Annotated in this window: 15 protein-coding genes; 7 read left to right on the top strand and 8 right to left on the bottom strand. The window is 41.9% G+C overall.

Annotated elements, in window-relative coordinates:
- Nucleotides 1–63: 63 nt before the first annotated feature.
- The gene (locus tag KXV15_RS12600) at nucleotides 64–1719 is read left to right on the top strand and encodes a long-chain-fatty-acid--CoA ligase (protein ID WP_240008567.1); all 1656 of its coding nucleotides are present in this window, start codon (nucleotides 64–66) and stop codon (nucleotides 1717–1719) included.
- Nucleotides 1720–1726: 7 nt separating this feature from the next.
- On the opposite strand, the gene KXV15_RS12595 is transcribed toward KXV15_RS12600, so the two are convergent.
- The 8 genes from KXV15_RS12595 to KXV15_RS12560 form a co-directional block, all read right to left on the bottom strand.
- Complete coding sequence (locus KXV15_RS12595; RefSeq protein ID WP_240008566.1) at nucleotides 1727–1936, bottom strand: hypothetical protein; 210 nt, start codon at nucleotides 1934–1936, stop codon at nucleotides 1727–1729.
- A 444-nt stretch (nucleotides 1937–2380) separates the two neighbouring features.
- Nucleotides 2381–3589 (bottom strand): MFS transporter, encoded by a 1209-nt coding sequence (locus tag KXV15_RS12590; protein ID WP_240008565.1) that lies wholly within the window; start codon nucleotides 3587–3589, stop codon nucleotides 2381–2383.
- Nucleotides 3590–3653: 64 nt separating this feature from the next.
- Nucleotides 3654–4667, bottom strand: a complete 1014-nt coding sequence (locus KXV15_RS12585) for an enoyl-CoA hydratase/isomerase family protein (RefSeq protein WP_240008564.1) — start codon at nucleotides 4665–4667, stop codon at nucleotides 3654–3656.
- A gap of 8 nt (nucleotides 4668–4675) precedes the next feature.
- Nucleotides 4676–6175 (bottom strand): CoA-acylating methylmalonate-semialdehyde dehydrogenase, encoded by a 1500-nt coding sequence (locus KXV15_RS12580; RefSeq protein WP_240008563.1) that lies wholly within the window; start codon nucleotides 6173–6175, stop codon nucleotides 4676–4678.
- Between the two features lie 62 nt (nucleotides 6176–6237).
- Nucleotides 6238–7656 (bottom strand): efflux transporter outer membrane subunit, encoded by a 1419-nt coding sequence (locus KXV15_RS12575; RefSeq protein ID WP_240008562.1) that lies wholly within the window; start codon nucleotides 7654–7656, stop codon nucleotides 6238–6240.
- Nucleotides 7653–10799, bottom strand: coding sequence for an efflux RND transporter permease subunit (locus KXV15_RS12570; RefSeq protein WP_240008561.1), 3147 nt, complete (start codon nucleotides 10797–10799; stop codon nucleotides 7653–7655). The genes KXV15_RS12575 and KXV15_RS12570 overlap by 4 nt, the downstream gene beginning before the upstream one ends.
- A 2-nt stretch (nucleotides 10800–10801) precedes the next feature.
- Complete coding sequence (locus tag KXV15_RS12565; RefSeq protein ID WP_240008560.1) at nucleotides 10802–11968, bottom strand: efflux RND transporter periplasmic adaptor subunit; 1167 nt, start codon at nucleotides 11966–11968, stop codon at nucleotides 10802–10804.
- A gap of 155 nt (nucleotides 11969–12123) precedes the next feature.
- Entirely contained in the window at nucleotides 12124–12837 is a 714-nt protein-coding gene (locus tag KXV15_RS12560; RefSeq protein WP_240008559.1) for an FCD domain-containing protein, read from the bottom strand.
- Between the two features lie 265 nt (nucleotides 12838–13102).
- On the opposite strand from KXV15_RS12560, the gene KXV15_RS12555 reads away from it, so the two are divergent.
- From KXV15_RS12555 to KXV15_RS12530, 6 genes are all read left to right on the top strand, one after another.
- Nucleotides 13103–13399, top strand: a complete 297-nt coding sequence (locus KXV15_RS12555) for a phenol hydroxylase subunit (RefSeq protein WP_240008558.1) — start codon at nucleotides 13103–13105, stop codon at nucleotides 13397–13399.
- Between the two features lie 38 nt (nucleotides 13400–13437).
- Complete coding sequence (locus KXV15_RS12550) at nucleotides 13438–14412, top strand: ferritin family protein (protein ID WP_240008557.1); 975 nt, start codon at nucleotides 13438–13440, stop codon at nucleotides 14410–14412.
- A 4-nt stretch (nucleotides 14413–14416) separates the two neighbouring features.
- Nucleotides 14417–14689, top strand: a complete 273-nt coding sequence (locus tag KXV15_RS12545) for an MmoB/DmpM family protein (RefSeq protein WP_240008556.1) — start codon at nucleotides 14417–14419, stop codon at nucleotides 14687–14689.
- Between the two features lie 24 nt (nucleotides 14690–14713).
- Nucleotides 14714–16231 (top strand): aromatic/alkene/methane monooxygenase hydroxylase/oxygenase subunit alpha, encoded by a 1518-nt coding sequence (locus KXV15_RS12540; RefSeq protein ID WP_240008555.1) that lies wholly within the window; start codon nucleotides 14714–14716, stop codon nucleotides 16229–16231.
- 72 nt (nucleotides 16232–16303) lie between these two features.
- Nucleotides 16304–16672, top strand: coding sequence for a phenol hydroxylase subunit P4 (locus KXV15_RS12535; RefSeq protein ID WP_240008554.1), 369 nt, complete (start codon nucleotides 16304–16306; stop codon nucleotides 16670–16672).
- Nucleotides 16673–16681: 9 nt separating this feature from the next.
- Nucleotides 16682–17033, top strand: a 352-nt coding sequence (locus tag KXV15_RS12530) for a 2Fe-2S iron-sulfur cluster-binding protein (protein ID WP_240008553.1), incomplete at its 3' end; no start/stop codon positions are given.

Here is a 17033-nt window from a genome sequence, read left to right as displayed (position 1 = left end):
AATATTAAAGCATAAATAAAACAGAATGATTGAAGACTATGCGATTACAAAAGGGGAGATGAAATGGAAAGAATATGGGTTAAAAATTACCCCGAAGGGGTTGCAGCAGACATAGACATATCAAAATATCCGTCTTTACCTCATTTGTTTGCGGACATATTCAATAAATATTCCTCTCGTACTGCATTCATAAGTATGGATAAGGCGATTAGCTTTAATGAGCTTGAAGTTTTAAGTAATCATTTTGGCGGTTGGTTGCAAAGTCTAGGTCTTAAAAAAGGTGCAAGGGTGGCGATTATGATGCCAAATATCTTGCAATATCCAATTGCTATTGCGGGTGTTCTGCGCGCTGGTTGTGTGGTCGTAAATTGTAATCCGCTTTATACACCGCGTGAACTTCTGCATCAATTAAATGATTCCGAAGCTGATGCTATCATCGTACTTGAGAATTTTGCCCATACATTGGCAGAAGTAATTGATAACACCAAAGTTAAGCATGTTATTGTAACCTCTATCGGTGAGGTTTTGGGCGGTATCAAAGGACTGCTTACCAATTTTGTGGTTAGAAATATCAAAAAAATGGTTCCTGCATGGTCGATAAATGGGGCAATTGATTTAAAAACCGCGCTCGCAATTGGTAAGAAACGCGGCTTTAAATTAGCTGACGACTTAACCCACGAAGATATTGCATTTTTGCAATACACCGGCGGCACGACAGGCGTTTCAAAGGGAGCAATGCTTACCCATAAAAACATCATTGCCAACGCGATGCAGGCACATGAATGGGTTAAACCGCTTGCCAAGGATTGTGATAATTTTGGTTTAACTGCATTGCCACTTTACCATATTTTCGCATTAACCGCCAATTGCATGCTTAATATGATGCTTGGTTCGCCGAATTTATTGATTGCAAACCCGCGTGATATCGAAGGTCTTGTTAAAGATTGGGCGAAATACCCAGTTACTTCTATGACTGGTGTTAATACGCTATTTAATGCGCTTTTGCACAATGAAAAATTCAAAGCAATGGATTTTTCGAAACTACGTATTTCATTAGGCGGTGGTATGGCTGTGCAGTCAGTGGTTGCTGAAAATTGGAAAGAAGTAACCGGAACAACGCTTATTCAAGCATATGGACTTACAGAAACCTCACCCGCTGCAACCATTAACCCATTCACTATGAAAGAATTTAATGGTTCGATTGGCCTGCCTATTTCTTCAACTGAAATTGCAATTCGTGATGATGCCGGCAATGACATGCCAATTGGTCAAAGTGGGGAAATCTGTGTTCGTGGCCCGCAGGTAATGAAGGGGTATTGGCAACGCCCACAAGAAACCGAACAAGTTATGTTTAAAGATGGTTTCTTGCGAACTGGCGACGTTGGTTTTATGGACAAGGACGGATTTGTTTATCTGGTTGATCGTAAAAAAGATACAATTATCGTATCCGGATTTAACGTTTACCCAAATGAAATCGAAGAAGCTGTTTCGCGCATTCCTGGTGTGGTAATGGTTGCCGCGGTTGGTGTTCCTGACGAACGTTCAGGTGAAGCGGTAAAGGTTTTTGTGGTTAAAAACAAACCAGAACTTACCGAAAAAGATATCATTCAACACTGCCGCGAAGAACTAACCGGTTATAAGGTACCGCGCCACGTGGAATTCCGTGATGATTTGCCTAAATCAGATGTTGGTAAAGTATTGCGCCGCGCATTAAAATAACAAAATATTATTTTGTTATTCTTTTGCTGCGCAATCTAGTGATGATTTCTTTCAATGAGTTTTTGGATACCTGATAGGATTCCATTATCTGTGCAGACATAGAATCATTAAGCAATTCATCGATTGAAATAAAATCATTCAGATGGGGATTTTGTGCATTTACAAAATCTTCCCAAATATCATGATTATCCAATATTTTTTCAATAGCCTCAGACATTTTAAAAGTTCACTTTACCCTTGCTTATGGTTTAATCTGCTGGTTCTAGCCTTTCAAACCTATATGCTGCATGAATGCCGCCTTATTAGGTGAGTAAAGTGTCAGAAAAATGAAAGCAAAATTAAACTATTGTAGTTTTAATTTTTGCTCCCGATAATGTGGGTTGCAAATCAATGCAATGTTTCAACATGTCTCACCCCAAAAATACAATAAACAAGACAAGGTGCGATGCACCTTGCCCGTCTATTAGGGGGGTTAATAGTTGAAATTCAAAAAAGCCGGACTGTTTACAAAGCGATGGAGCAAACAGTCCGGTTAAGTGGAATGCTGAACTTCCTGTTTACGGGGTATTGCCATAAACAAGATTTACAATAATGCAAATGAGAATTAATTGCAATAGTGTAAATTGTCATAGGCTGTAAAATTAAATATTATGGTTTTGGTTTAAACAAAAATGGTTTTTTGATTGCGACATGCAAATAGTGCCAAAACTGCTGCTATAAGGCACAATATTCCGGCAATCAAAAAAGCATAAAGATATGTTTCATACGCGGTTCTTACCCATCCGGCGAAAAATGCGATTGTTGCAGCACCGATTTGGTGCCCTGCAAACACCCAGCCATAAACCACAGGCCCCTTTTCAAGACCAAATTGTTGGTTCGCAAGTCTAACTGTTGGTGGGACGGTCGCAATCCAATCAAGGCCATAGAACACCGCAAATGGCATTAGGCCTGTTGTTGAAAAATCGGCATGGGGAAGGAAAAGAAGGCTTATTCCACGAAAAAAATAATAGGCAAATAATAAATATCTTGCATCAAATCTATCAGTTAGCCAGCCAGAGCCGATGGTTCCAAATAGGTTGAATATACCCATCATCGCCAAAACGGATGCAGATGCAACTGCGGTCATGCCAAAATCGCCACAGAATGAAACAAAATGAGTTTGCACAAGGCCATTGGTTGATGCACCACAAACAAAAAAGGTGAAAAATAACACCCAAAAAGTTGGAACTTTAACTGCATCAAAAAGGACAAAAAGTGGATTGATTGTCTTTTTGCGTGGTGGTGTTTTTTTAATGATACCATCTTGCCCGTATGGGCTTTGATTGACATCAGATGGCTGTTCAACAAGGAATAGATTTACAATTATAAACGCCACAAACAACAAGGCGCAAACTAGCAATAATGCGCTTCGCCAACCATAATTTTGCATCAAACTTGCTAATAATGGTAAAAACGCCAATTGCCCGGCGGCGTTACTTGCCGCCAATATGCCCATCACAAGACCACGTTTTTCAGAAAACCAGCGATTGGTTATGGTTGATGCCAATACCATTGCGGTAAGACCGGCCCCACAGCCAACAATAACGCCCCAAAATAAAACAAACTGCCAAATTTGTTTGGCAAATAATGATAATGTTAAACCACAAGCAATCATAAAGATTGCGGTTCGGATTATGTTTTTTACGCCAAACCTTATCATCATGCTTGCCGCGAATGGTGCAACCAGCCCAAAAAGCAAAAGTGTAACTGCGAATGATGATGAAATCGCCACCATCTTCCAGCTAAATTCACCCGCTATGGCCTTCATCAAAACACCTGGTGCGGCCATTGAAAAAGATGTTGAAATAAGAGTTATAAAAGTAACCGCCATTATGGCCCATGCATAATGGATATTATGTTTTAATAAAAATTTTGCGGCTATTTTGGCAAGCATATTATTTTATAAATTCTAAAACCTTGTCGGTCTTTTCAATTATTCTAGTTACATCGTCTTGGGTAAAATTTTTCATCCATTGTGGATTGCGATCTTTATCAATTAATTGTGCCCTAATCCCTTCGTGAAAATCAGGAGTGGACAAGAAAGATAATGACCAATTTAATTCATTATTCATTGCAGTTTTAAAATCGGAAATCATACCAATTTTCATTGCCGCAAAAGTAAAATTAAGGGCAAAAAGAGATTTCGTTTTCAATATTTTTAATTGTGTCTTTGCCCAATCACTTTTGCTATTTTCAAGTGCGTTAAATATTTTTTCAAGGCTTTCTTGGGCAAATAGATTTATTTCAACTGGCAAATCATCACAGGTTGGAATAGTGGCAAATTGTAATATTGTGTTTTCGATATCGCCCGGATTTTCAACAAGCGCATCAAGTAAAATAGCATAATTTTCGCTTTTGACAAAATGGGTTGCAACACCAATTTTTAATGCCATCGCCCCATCAAGACGTGCACCACATAGGCCCATCCAGTTGCCAATTGCTGTCCCCAAGCGTGGCAAAAAATAAGTTCCGCCAACATCGGGGAAATAGCCAATTCCGGTTTCAGGCATAGCAAACAAGGTTTTATCACCGGCAATGCGATATTTTCCATGCACAGAAAGCCCAACGCCTCCACCCATTGTAATACCGTCAATCAGTGCAATATATGGTTTTTGATAGGTTTTGATTAATTCATTAAGTGCGTATTCAGTGCGCCAAAAAGTTTCGGCACGCTTGTCACCAGCCTTACCGCTTTCCGACATCATTATAACATCGCCACCAGCGCAAAATGCACGACCTGTTTCATCGGATTTTATTATAACCGCTTTTATATTGTTATCATGTCGCCATTTAATTAACGCATCAGTTATTGCCTCGCACATTGGCGTGTTAAGCGCGTTTAAGGCTTGGGGGCGATTAATGGTAATAATTCCGATTTGCCCGCGGACTTCACTTAAAATTTCTGACATTAAAATCTCTAAAAAGTAGGGATTACAAAGGCATTTCCACCATGATTTTCATCATCTTCATACCATCGTTGCGTGATGGTTTTTGTGCGGGTGTAAAAGCGCACGCCTTCCATACCATATTGATTTATATCTCCAAAAGCAGATCGTTTCCAGCCACCAAAGGTATGATATGCAACGGGGACCGGGATTGGAACATTTATGCCAACCATTCCAACTTCTACTCTTGCCGCAAATTCGCGTGCTGCCCGTCCATTGGCAGTAAAGATTGCCGTGCCATTACCATATTGGTGTGATGATGGCAGTTTTATTGCATCTTCAAGGTTGTTAACCCGCATAATTTGAAGCACAGGGCCAAATATTTCTTCATGATAAGTAGTCATTTCAGGGGTAACATTGTCCAATAAAGTTGGACCAAGGAAGAAGCCATTCTCATAACCAGAAAGCTTCAAACCACGACCATCAATTAATAATTTCGCACCTTCTTCAATTGCTTTATCAATCATTGATGAAACTTTTGCCTTGTGGACGGCGGTTACCAAAGGGCCGTAATCGGCGTCTTTATCAGTTGAAATGCCAACCTTTAGGTTTTCTATCATTGGCGTGATTTTTTCGATAAATCTTTCTGCTGTTCCTTCACCAACGCAGACCACAACTGGCAATGCCATGCAGCGTTCACCTGCAGAGCCATATGCCGCGCCCAAAATATCCTTTGCTGCCGTGTCCATATTTGCATCTGGCAAAATAATGCCGTGATTTTTTGCGCCGCCCATACATTGCGCGCGTTTCCCATATTTTGCAGCACCAGCATAAACATAATGGGCAATGTCAGACGAACCGACAAAGCTTATGGCCTTGATGTCCTTGTGTTCAAGCAAGGCGTCAACAATTTCTTTATCGCCATTTATGATATTGAAAAGCCCTTTTGGTCCGCCGGCTTCAATAAATAACTCGGCAAGGCGAATTGGAACGGATGGATCTTTTTCAGAAGGTTTAAGGATGAAGGCATTACCCGTTGCCAAGGCGGGGGCGCACATCCAAAGTGGTATCATTGCGGGAAAGTTAAACGGGGTAATCCCTGCTACCACACCCAATGGCGCACGAACTGAATAAACATCAATGCCTTGTCCGGCGCCAAATGTATGCTCCCCCTTTTGATTATGGGGAATGCCACATACAAATTCTACTACCTCAAGACCGCGTGTTATATCACCCCGACTATCAGCAATAGTTTTGCCATGCTCATTCGAAAGCATTAATGCCAATTCATCCATATTGGCTTCAATTTTAGACTTGAATTCAAACATAATGCGCGCGCGGCGTTGTGGGTTTACGTGTTCCCACTCTTTTTGGGCTTTGATTGCACTTTGGACTATTTCCTCTAGTTCGTCGGCGCTTGAAAGGGATACTTTGCCCTGTATTTCACCGGTGTTTGGGTTATAAATATCGCCGTGGCGGGTTGAATTGCTTTTGATTTCTTTGCCATCAATAAAGTTGCCGACTATGCGCATTTTTATCTCCCATTTGTTATAACAATATACATGGGAGGGAGGCACAGTAAAGAGGAAAGAAATTAATTTTTTTCATTCAATCCATCAGCACCAATCGCGCGGTAAAGCGCAATCTGATTGCTGAGGCGGGCTTTTTTCGTCGTGATACGGGTTTTTTCTGCGTTATAATTCGTCCGTTCAGCGTCAAGCACAGAAAGGAAAGATGTTAAGCCTGATTTATAACGAATATTATTAAGCCTTAATGATTCTGCTGCTGCGGACACCAAATCATTTTGTGCCTTTAATTGATCATCAATCGTTGCAAAGCGCGCCAAGGCATCTGCCACCTCTCTGAAAGCAGTCTGCACGGCTTTTTCATAAGTTGCCAAAAGCTTTTCACGCTGTGCTTCGGAATAGGCAAGATTATATTTATTCGCGCCACCGTAAATATTTTGGGTTAATGACAATGTATTGCTAAAAGCAAAGGCATTGCTTTTTAAAAGTGCATCCAATGCATCACTTGCCAAACCAAGTGCAGAATTAAGCGTTATTTTAGGAAACATTGCCGCGCGTGCAGCATCAATATTGGCTTCAGACGCCAATAAATCATGTTCAGCAGAAATAACATCTGGTCTTGCAAGGAGAATTTCTGACGAAAGACCTACCGGAACTTTACCAATATTTTTAGAAAGTTCATCAAGTGAAATTGGATTCCATGCTTCTTGATATGGCGCACCAATCAAAAGTGCCAGCGCATTTTTATCTTGCTCAATCGCTGTTAAACTTGCCGCAATATCAGATCTGGTTGACGCAAGAGTTGTTTCCGCCTGCCGCACATCAACGCGGCTGATAAGACCAGCCTTAAATTTTGCTTGGGTTAATTCGAGGGTACGGATATTTGCAGCCTCAGTCTTTTTTGCAAGGTTTAAAGTATCAATATCGCCTGCCAATGTGATGTAGGCATTGGCAATTTCGGCAATTAAACTGATACGAAATGACTGCCAGTCATAACGACTTGCGACATAATTTTCATATTGCGCATTTGTAAGCGATTTTACACGCCCAAATAAATCAAGTTCATAAGCGCTAAAACCAAGACTTGCGGAATAATTTGTTCCGTCTTTATTTTCAGAACCAGAAATGTTTGCCGCCGAAACCCCGCCGTTAATTGTTGGCATTTGATTCGATTTTTGTGCCAAATAAAGGTTTCTTGCCATTTCTACATTGGCAATTGACGCCCGCAAATCGCGGTTATTGGATTGCGCCTTAACAATAATTTCCGATAATTTTGGATCTGTTATTAATTTATCCCATTTTAGACCGCTTTGGGCAATTTGTGGCAATGGTGCATATGCCCCGCCAGATGGAAATTGAGCAGGAATAACCGCCGCCTGTTTGGCCGATGGATTATATTGTTTTGGTTTTTTGATTTCATCAATGGTTGAACAACCACCGAAAACAAGCGCCGCCAAACAAGGTAAAATAATCATTTTATTTTTCATGATGTTTGCCCCTGTTTGAGTTCAGCAAGGTCGATTTTGCCATGTTTGAAAAGGGCGGCAATCACAACATAGAACATTGGTACAAAGAATATTGCAAGGAATGTCGCGGTTAATGTACCGCCCAAAACTGCCGTACCGATTGCAATCCTGCTATTAGCGCCTGCGCCTGTTGCAATCGCAAGCGGAAGTACACCCATGATGAATGCAAAGCTGGTCATAATAATTGGACGCAGCCTTAAACGTGCTGCTTCTAATGCCGCCGCCACAAGACCTTTGCCAGATTTTAAAGCGCTTTCCGCGAATTCAACAATCAAAATCGCATTTTTCGCTGATAGACCAATGGTTGTTAAAAGGCCAACTTGGAAATAAACGTTATTTTCAAGCCCGCGGAAAGTAACCGCCAAAACTGCGCCAATCACGCCAAGCGGAATAACCATTAGGACCGCCAATGGGATAGACCAACTTTCATAAAGTGCCGCCAAGGCAAGGAATACCACCAATATTGACATAAGATAAAGGATTGGCGCTTGCCCACCTGAAAGGTTCTCTTGGTATGAAATTCCGCTCCAGGCATAAGAAAGATTAGGGGCGATTTTTTGTTGAATTTCGACCATACGCTTCATGGCTTCGCCAGAGCTTACACCCGCAGCAGGTTCCCCTTGAATTTCATATGATGAAATACCGTTAAAGCGTGAAAGGTTTGATGGTGCTTTGGTCCATTCAAAGTTTGAGAAAGATGAAAATGGCGTCATGGTTCCATCATTGTTTCTGACATGCCATTGATATAAATCATCTGGGCCAGAGCGGAATGGTGCATCTGCCTGAATATAAACCCTTTGCACCCGTCCTTTATTAACAAAGTCATTAACATAAGAACCACCCCAAGCATAAGACAATGTGTTGTTTACATTGGCTTCGGATAGACCAAGGGCGGCAAGTTTTTCATCATCAATATTGATTTTTAACTTTGGTGAATCAGGAAGTGTTGAACCACGAACGTTATTAAGCTCTTTATCTTTTGATGCCTCATCGACAATTTGATCTTTAATTCTTGAAAACTCTTCGTCAGATATGCCCGCACCGTTCAAAAGTTCAAATGTAAAACCATTACTTTGGCCAAGGCCTTGGATGGTTGGTGGCGTCATGGCAATAATTTTGGCATCACGCATTTTTGACATTGCCTTGGTAATACGTCCGGTAATTGCCTGCGCAGAATGTGCCTTGCCGTGGCGTTCATCCCACGGTTTTAAGGCGGCAAATGATTGCCCGGTGTTTTGCCCCTGACCCATGAATGAAAAGCCAATAATGGCAAAGAATTTATCAACATCAGGTTCTTTTGCCAAAAGGTATTTGACCAATTCTTGGCGTACAACTTCGGTTCTTTCAACGGTTGCACCTGCCGGCAATGAATACCCAATCATAACCTGACCTTGGTCTTCATTTGGTAAGAAGCTTGTAGGGATGCGCACAAACAGCAGCCCAAGAACACCAACAATTGCAAAATAAACTAAAAAGAATACTTTGCGGCGTCCAATAACTTTCGATGCGGCATTTACATATTTACGTGTGGTGCGATTGAAAAAGTCATTAAATTTATCAAATGTTTTTGCGCCCCATCCTTTTGGCTTTCCGTCCATTTCGTGTGGATTATGTAAAAGCGTTGCGCATAGTGCAGGGGTAAATATCAAAGCTACCAAAACCGACAATAACATTGCCGAAACGATGGTTACCGAAAACTGGCGGTAAATTACGCCGGTTGAACCACCCATAAATGCCATTGGCAATAAAACCGCCGACAATACAACGGCGATGCCAACCAATGCGCCGCTGATTTCAGACATGGATTTGATGGTTGCTTCTTTAGGCGGAAGGTTTTCTTCTTCCATAACGCGGTCAACGTTTTCAACCACAACAATTGCGTCATCCACCAAAAGGCCGATTGCAAGCACCATGGCAAACATGGTCAAGGTATTGATTGAATATCCCAAGACCGCAAGACAACCAAATGTGCCAAGCAACACAACGGGAACTGCAAGTGCGGGAATAAGTGTTGCACGCCAGTTTTGTAAAAACACGAACATCACCAAAACCACGAGTGCGATTGCCTCGATAAGGGTTTTTACAACTTCTTCAACCGAAATTTTAATAAATGTTGTTGAATCGCGTGGGAAGGCGACCTTATAACCTGCTGGCATTGATTTTTGCAATTCAGCGACTTTTGCCTTTACCCGCTCACCAGTTTTTAGGGCGTCTGCACCAGGGGCAAGTTGTAATGCAATACCACTTGCAGGATTGCCGTTTAAAAGAGCCGATGTGCCATAGTTTTCTTGCCCTAATTCAACGCGCGCCACGTCTGATAATTTTACAATCGCGCCACCAGAGTTTGATGATACGATAATATTTTTAAAATCATCAACCGTGGAAAGCTTTGATTTTGCTTTTACTGTTGCAAAAAGTCTCTGTCCTTCAACAGATGGTAAATCCCCCAAGGATCCAGCCGAAACTTCAACATTTTGTGCCTTTATGGCATTGGCAACATCAGACGGCATTAGATTAAAAGTAGTCAGTTTATTAGGGTCAAGCCAGATACGCATCGCATAGCCCGAACCAAACACACGTGATGAACCAACCCCATCAATCCGTGATAAAGGGTCTTGGATATTTCTTGCTAAATAATCAGAAATCTCAGTACGATTTGAACGTCCGCTTTCATCATAAATTGCCACAATCATCAAAAAATCGTTATTCGCTTTTTGAACTTTTACACCTTGGTCTTGTACAGATTGTGGAAGGCGGGAAATCGCTTGCTGAATTTGGTTCTGTACCTGTACCTGTGCGGTATCAGGGTTTGTACCTTTTTCAAAAGTCGCACTGATATTTGCTTGCCCGCGGTCATTTGATGATGATGAGAAATATAAAAGCCCATCAATCCCCGTTAGCTGCTGCTCCAAAACCTGCGTAACGCTATTTTGAATAGTTTCAGCGGTTGCACCAGGATATGATGCCGAAATACTGACATTGGGCGGCGCTATGTCTGGGTATTGTGCAATTGGTAATGATTTAATTGCCAATACACCCATTAACATAACACCAATAGCGATAACCCATGCAAATATCGGACGACCAATGAAAAATTTGCTCATGGCTAATTACCGTTTGCGCTTTGTGAAAGGTCATTAGATGTTGGTATAGTAACCGCAACGGGTTTTACATCACCACCTGGTTTTACTTTGTCACGGCCTTCAACAATGATTTTTTCACCAGCTTTTAGGCCTGAAGTAATAAGCCATTGATTGCCAATTGCCTGCCCAATTGTGACATCACGTTTTTCGGCTTTGTTCTGTGCATTAATTACATATACAGAACCCTTGTTTCCGCTTCCGATAGCAAGGCCTTGTTGTGGAATTAATAAGGCATCAGGTATTTCATATTGCGGAACTTGAACTTTTACAAACATGCCCGGTAATAAATAGCCTTCAGGGTTTGGTACTTTGGCTCGTAAAGTTACTGCACCAGTTGCTGCATCTACCATGCGATCCGAGAATTGTAATATACCTTGATGCGGATGCGTGGAGCCATCTTCGGTAATAATTGTAACCGGTGCGGTAGTAATTACTTTTCCTTGTGATGCCATCGCTTTGCGCATTTTTAAAATATCTGCGGCAGATTGTTGGACATCAACATAAATCGGGTCAAGCGCACGAATTGTTGCAAGTGGCGCTGCTTGTGAAGCAGTTACCAATGCGCCGACCGTAAAGTTTGATGCACTAATATAGCCACTGATTGGTGCGCGAACAGTTGTATAACGCAAATCGATTTGGCTTGAACGTAAATTCGCTTGCGCAAGCTTTACCGCCGCCGCAGCCGCGCGTTCTGTTGCAAAAGCATCGTCACGATCTTGTAGGCTTATGGCGTCTGTATCTGAAATGGAGCGGTAACGATTTGCTTTGATATGTGCCGCGTCAAGATTTGCCTGCGCGCTCAACAGGCTTGCTTGGCGCTGTTCTAGGCTTGCTGAATAAGTTGACGAATCAATTTGATATAGCGGCTGCCCTGCTTTTACATATGATCCTTCTGTAAACAGCATTGCTTTTATAAGCCCCGAAGCCTGTGGGCGAACCTCTGAGGTTAATGTGGCAACGACGCGCCCAGATAATTCGGACTTAATGGTCGATGGTTGTTGGGTAACTTGAATAAAGCCTACTTCAGGCGTTTTTGGTGGGCCATCACCTTTTGCATTTTTATTGTCTGATTTACACGCGGACAAAACCGCAAAAGATGCCAAAAGGCACGAAATGATTTTTCTTTTCATAGCCAACACTAATTGTTACTCAAGCCTGATTTATTATTTATACGTCAGGGTTATAACATTTGGTCGCCAATGCAATGTATTTTTTGCAATATTATTATGATTCTGATGAATTATTTATTTTTCATATAAACTTTGACAGAATGCTATTAAAAAATTCAATCCTGAACTTCGGCAAGCGTTACTACTAGGTGGCTCAATACCTCTAAAGTTTTTTCAATGTGTTCTTCTTCTAATTTGCGGGCACGGTCAGCATCACGTGCAAGTGCCGCCTCAACGATTGCTTTATGTTCTGAATGAACATCACGCGGCATGCCACGACTATTCAATGATATGCGGCGATAACGTTCCGACTGCCCGAACAAAATTCCTTGAAATTGCATCAACCAGCGTGATGGGCAGGCACCAATTAATGCGCGGTGGAATTCGCGGTTTCTTACCTCAAATTCATCGGTATATAGTGCAATGTTTTCAGGGGTTCGTGCTTGTTCAACTTTGGAAAGGCGATGGAAGGCAGCGACCAGATTTGCTTCCCATTCCTCGTCCCCATGAATGATAGATTGTACTAATGCCTCGGCTTCGATAAGTTTACGCGTCCGTGTTAAATCTGCAAAATCTTGTAAAGAAATTCCGGCAACTCTAAAGCCGCGTTGCTCTTCAGAAGTTACTAGAGCATCACCAACAAGGCGTGTTAAGGCTTCACGTAATGTGCTTGCGCCAACTTCATAGCGATCCTTTAAAACCTCAACCCGCAATCGTTCACCTGGTGCCAAAACGCCATTTAAAATATCTGCGCGAATAAGACCATATGCCGCCTCTACCATAGAGCGCGCATTCTTTGCTTCGGTTAAATTTAATAAAGAATTATTCATCAGTTTCCTTGCCCAATTAATATTAAGCAATGTTTTGCACGAAAATACAATTGCCCGTGGGTGACTTTACGGTATCTTTGCTGCAAGATTTTCCTAATATATTGAAAATATAACATAAAAAAATTATTTTCACAAATAATAAAAAATCTCGAAATTTTTGTTGACACTCTGAAATTTTTACAATATCAATTCTTCATGCACCAAAGAGTGCAACGCAAATTGGCAAACTTAAAAAATATAATGCCAAGGCAAAAGGGAAGAAGTAATGACACGTCAGTCCGTCAATGGCAGGTTTCAAAAGAATACCAATGGTAACAAAAACGCACTTGGCAACGCATTCGTTCGCGTTATCGGGGAGCGTTTGGGCCGTTTCATCGAATTTGAATATTGCCTTAATGATGAAGATTTGACTGTTGAATTAGTTCTTCCAATCCGCGCTTTTGAGGAATTTTGTATCGCTCAAAATGCCAGCATTATCACAAATACCAACGACACTAATGCCGAAGAGATTTTGTGGCGCTTAAAAAATCCTGGACTTTTGAAAAGGGTAAATCGCCACTGAGTAACTAGCTTTAACACCGAATCTGGGGAGGAAACAGAATGACGGTAGAGATAAAGACAATAGATTTTGAACCGAAGCGACAAACATTCGGACATGTTGCACGTCGGATAGGCGAGGGGAAGCCAGCAACAAGATATCAAGAAGCGGTTCTTGATGTTCAGGCAACGGCTAACTTTCACTATAAACCATTATGGGAACCTGAATTCTGGCAATATGACGAAGGTAAAACCAAAGTGGTTATGGAAGATTGGTACAAGCCATTAGATCCACGTCAATTCTATTACGCGACATATAATATTTCGCGCGCAAACATGAACCAATCCAATGAAAGAAACTTTACTTTTGTTGAAGATAAAGGGCTTTTGGAAAAACTTCCACAAGAAACCAAAGATGTTTTGATTAACCGCCTTATTCCGGTTCGCCATCTGCATTGGGGTGCGAACATGAATATGAGCGAGATTTGCCAACGTGGTTACGGCACTGCTGTAACTTCGCCGTGCATCTTTTCGGCGGGTGATCATTTGGGTATGGCGCAAATTATCGGTCGTATCGGTCTTGAGCTTGATGGCCAAACCGGTGATGGACTTGAAACTGCAAAAACCGCATGGATGAATGATGCATCTTGGCAAGGCATCCGCAAACTTATCGAAGACACGTTGGTTCTTAAAGACTGGTTTGAGCTTTTTGTGGCGCAAACACTTGGCGTGAACGCCATTGTCTTTGATTATATTTATAATGGTCAAGACGATGCATTTGGTGCGGCGTCACTTCCTATTTCAATGCTAACCGAATTTGTATCAGACTGGTCAAAAGACGAAGTCAAATGGTCTGATAATGTTATCAAAGTAGTTGCCGCCGAAAGTGCAGGAAACAAAGCGACCGTATCTGAATGGGCAAAAAAATGGATTGCTGCGGCTCAAGATGCCCTTACCCCATTTGCTGGCGCAGATGCCGCAAAAGCACAAGCCGATAAAGTTCGCGACAAAGCCAAAAAACTTGGATTGGAGATATAATCAGATGGCACAAATAGCATCAATAACCTTGTACCAGAATGATGAAGCCCGCCCAGTGATGGAGGCTATTTTGCAAGACAATCCGACGGCTCGCGTATTGAATATGCCGGGTGCAGTTAAAATCGACGTTGATGATGAATTGGTTATCAATCGTGCGACCGTGGAGGAAAAATTGGGTTCTGAATGGGACCCGCAACAAATCCACATGGTTTTGATTTCGATGGCGGGCAATCTTGATGAAGATGATGACCGCATCACACTTTCTTGGAAACACTAAAACATAAATACAAGGGATAAAACAATGGCTGTAAAAAAAATGGGGCTAAAACAAAAATATGCCCACCTTACACGCGGTCTTGATTGGGAAACCAGCTATCAGAAGATGGATGATGTGTTTCCGTATGATCAATTCGAAGGCATAAAAATTACTGATTGGTCAAAATGGGAAGATCCATTCCGTTTGACAATGGATGCATATTGGAAATTCCAGGCCGAAAAAGAACGTAAACTTTATGCGGTTATTGATGCGTTCGCACAAAATAACGGGCAATTAAATGTTTCTGATGCGCGCTATATCAACGTATTGAAACTGTTTTTAACCGGCGTTTCACCGCTTGAATATCAAGCGCACCGTGGTTTTGCCTTCACTGGTCGTCATATGCGTGGTGTGGGCCCACGCATCGCTGCACAGATGCAATCATTAGACGAGCTTCGTCACTTCCAGACCCAAGCGCATACAATTTCGCACTATAATAAATTCTTTGACGGTATTGCGGAATTCCAACACATGCATGACCGTGTATGGTATCTATCAGTTCCAAAATCATTCTTTGATGATGCGCGCGCTGCCGGTCCATTTGAATTTATGATTGCGATTGGTTTTGCGTTTGAATATGTTTTGACCAACCTTCTTTTCGTTCCGTTCATGTCGGGTGCCGCATATAACGGCGATATGTCAACTGTAACCTTTGGCTTCTCTGCGCAATCAGATGAAAGTCGCCACATGACATTAGGCATCGAAGTTATCAAATTCTTGCTTGAACAGCATCCAGATAACCTTCCGATTGTTCAAAAATGGGTTGATAAATGGTTCTGGCGTGGTTTCAAAGTTCTTGGCCTTGTTGCTATGATGATGGATTACATGCTTCCGAAAAAAGTTATGTCTTGGAAAGAAGCGTGGGAAATCTATTTCACTGAAGCTGGTGGTTCATTATTCACAGACCTTGAGCGTTATGGCCTTAAAGTTCCAAAATATGCTGATGTTGCGACTGAAATGGCGGAGCATATCTCACACCAAAACTGGGCTGTATTCTATCAATATACCCATGCGGCAGCATTCCACACATGGACACCGGATAAAGAGCATTTGGATTGGTTGAGTGAAAAATATCCAAATACTTTCGATAAATATTATCGTCCTCGTTGGGAAATGTGGGCAAAAATGGATGAAGAAGGCAAGCGTTTCTATAATATGGCACTACCGCAACTTTGCCAAACTTGCCAAATTCCAATGGCATATACAGAGCCAGGCGATCCAACCCAAATCGCATTCCGTTGTACTGAATGGAATGGTGAAATGTATCACTTCTGCTCTGATGGCTGCAAAGACATATTTGATGATGAGCCTGAAAAATATGCTCAAAGCTGGCTGCCAGTTCACCAAATTTTCCAAGGCAATTGTGGCGGTCCAACCGTTCCAGATGTTTTGAATTGGTATCGTTTAAATGTTGGTGCCGACAATATGGATTATGTCGGCTCACCTGATGAGCAAGTTTGGAATTCTTGGAAGGGTAAAGCCCCTGCTGAGGCTGCGGAATAACTTTTGGTGGGTGTGTCCATTCCCCTTTCAAAAGGCACACCCTACCATTTTTACAGAATTAAAGAGGTTAAAATGCCTGTTATTGCACTTGATAAAGATTATGCAAAAAAAGTTGAATTTCGTGACAACGTTAATAATTTTCACGGTAATCAGCTAACTTACGTTCATTGGGAAGAGCATAACATGTTCTGCTCTGCCATTGCGTTCCCACTGCCGCCTGCCATGCCATTTGGTGCATTAGTTTCAGAAGTAATTGCACCGCATTATGCGGCGCATCCAGATGCTGCCAAAATTGATTGGTCAAAAGTTGAATGGATGATTGACGGCAAAAAAGTTACTCCAGACTTTGATAAATCTCTTGCCGAAAATGGCATGAAACACAAAAGCCTAGTTCGTTTTTGGACACCAGGACTAAATGGCTACAAAGGCACTTATTCATAAGAGATAATCATGACCTATACCTTGACGATAGAGCCATTGGGCGAAGAGATAGAAGTAGAAGAAGGCCAGACAGTGTTGGATGCGGCATTGCGTGCGGGAATATATTTACCGCATGCATGCGGCCATGGATTGTGTGGAACCTGCAAGGTTGATGTTCTCGATGGGGAAGTTGACCATGGTGCTGCTTCACCTTTTGCTTTGATGGATTTTGAAAGGGATGAGGGTAAGACACTTGCTTGTGAATGCCGCCTACAATCGGATGTAACGATTGAAGCGGACATTGACGAGGATGATGATGCAAGAAGGATTGCGGTGAAAGACTTTGATTGTGAAGTCACCGCAATCACTAATCTAACCCATG

The sequence above is a fragment of the Pseudaquidulcibacter saccharophilus genome (assembly GCF_019455445.1).
GTDB lineage: Bacteria > Pseudomonadota > Alphaproteobacteria > Caulobacterales > Aquidulcibacteraceae > Pseudaquidulcibacter > Pseudaquidulcibacter saccharophilus.
The sequence above is the reverse complement of the archived record's forward strand: the minus strand, read 5'-3'. Positions and strand labels throughout refer to the sequence as shown.